Origin of the sequence: Clostridium sp. DFI.5.61, assembly GCF_024462915.1 — a bacterium.
GTDB lineage: Bacteria > Bacillota > Clostridia > Oscillospirales > Oscillospiraceae > Lawsonibacter > Lawsonibacter asaccharolyticus.
The window spans coordinates 1-798 of sequence record NZ_JANGBZ010000124.1 but is presented as its reverse complement, the minus strand read 5'-3'; the positions used below and the strand labels follow the sequence as shown (position 1 = coordinate 798).

Annotated in this window: 2 protein-coding genes; both read left to right on the top strand. The window is 61.0% G+C overall.

All coding sequences use genetic code 11. The annotated features are described in order from the left end of the window. The first annotated feature begins 291 nt into the window (after positions 1-291). Positions 292-519 (top strand): hypothetical protein, encoded by a 228-nt coding sequence (locus NE584_RS19345; protein WP_256183548.1) that lies wholly within the window; start codon positions 292-294, stop codon positions 517-519. Continuing rightward, positions 516-798: hypothetical protein (locus NE584_RS19340; protein ID WP_256183547.1), on the top strand; the 283-nt coding region annotated here is incomplete at its 3' end. The genes NE584_RS19345 and NE584_RS19340, both read left to right, overlap by 4 nt.

Below are 798 nucleotides of genomic sequence, written 5' to 3'. Positions count from 1 at the left end.
GTTCTGGCCAAGTTCCTGGGCATCTGCCCCTTCCTGGGCGTGTCCAAAAAGCTGGGGACACAGCGTGGGCCGAGCCACTCTCCCACAAAGGGAAGCTGCCCAAACAAGATGGAAGCGATCGTTTGGAAGGAGCGCACAGTGTGCGCCCCTTCTGCTGTTTTTTGTGAAATTGGATTGACGGGAACATACAATTTTGGCGCCGGGGCTGGGAGTGGTAGGGGGCGCCGGGGCGGGCAGAGCTTTGGAGAGGAGAACGCTGAGGGCCTTTCAGAGAAAGGAGGGGGAGAGGGGATGGATCTGACGACGCTGGCTGTGGCGGGGATGTCTCTGATCGGGACGCTGGCGGGGACCTTTGGAGGCATCCTGGTGTCCAACAAGCTGACCACCTACCGCATCGAGCAGCTGGAGCAGAAGGTGGCCGCCCACAACAGCCTGGTGGAGCGGACCTACAAGCTGGAGGGGCAGATGACGGAGGTGCAGCACGACATCCGGGACTTAAAATCGGAGATCCGGACATGAGCAGCACTGTGATCCTGGCCGCGGCAGCGGCCTTCGCACTGGGGTGCGTGTTCTGTCTGGGGCTGTGGTGGCTGTCCGCCCACCGGTCCAGAAGGGGGCGCATGGAGACCATGAAAGCCGCCGTCTGGCTGTGCCTGTTCAATGGCTGCGCCTGGGTGTGGTGCTCCTATCTGCTGGCCTATCTGGGCCGTGAGCAGATCGCAGAACAGCTATCCGGGAAAGCCGTCACAGAGATCATTGCCGTGATCCTGGCTTACGCCATCAAATCCATACTGGAGA

Bases quoted from the DNA above. Each gene is read 5' to 3' on its own strand.
- NE584_RS19345 (WP_256183548.1), top strand. From the start codon at position 292: ATGGATCTGACGACGCTGGCTGTGGCGGGGATGTCTCTGATCGGGACG.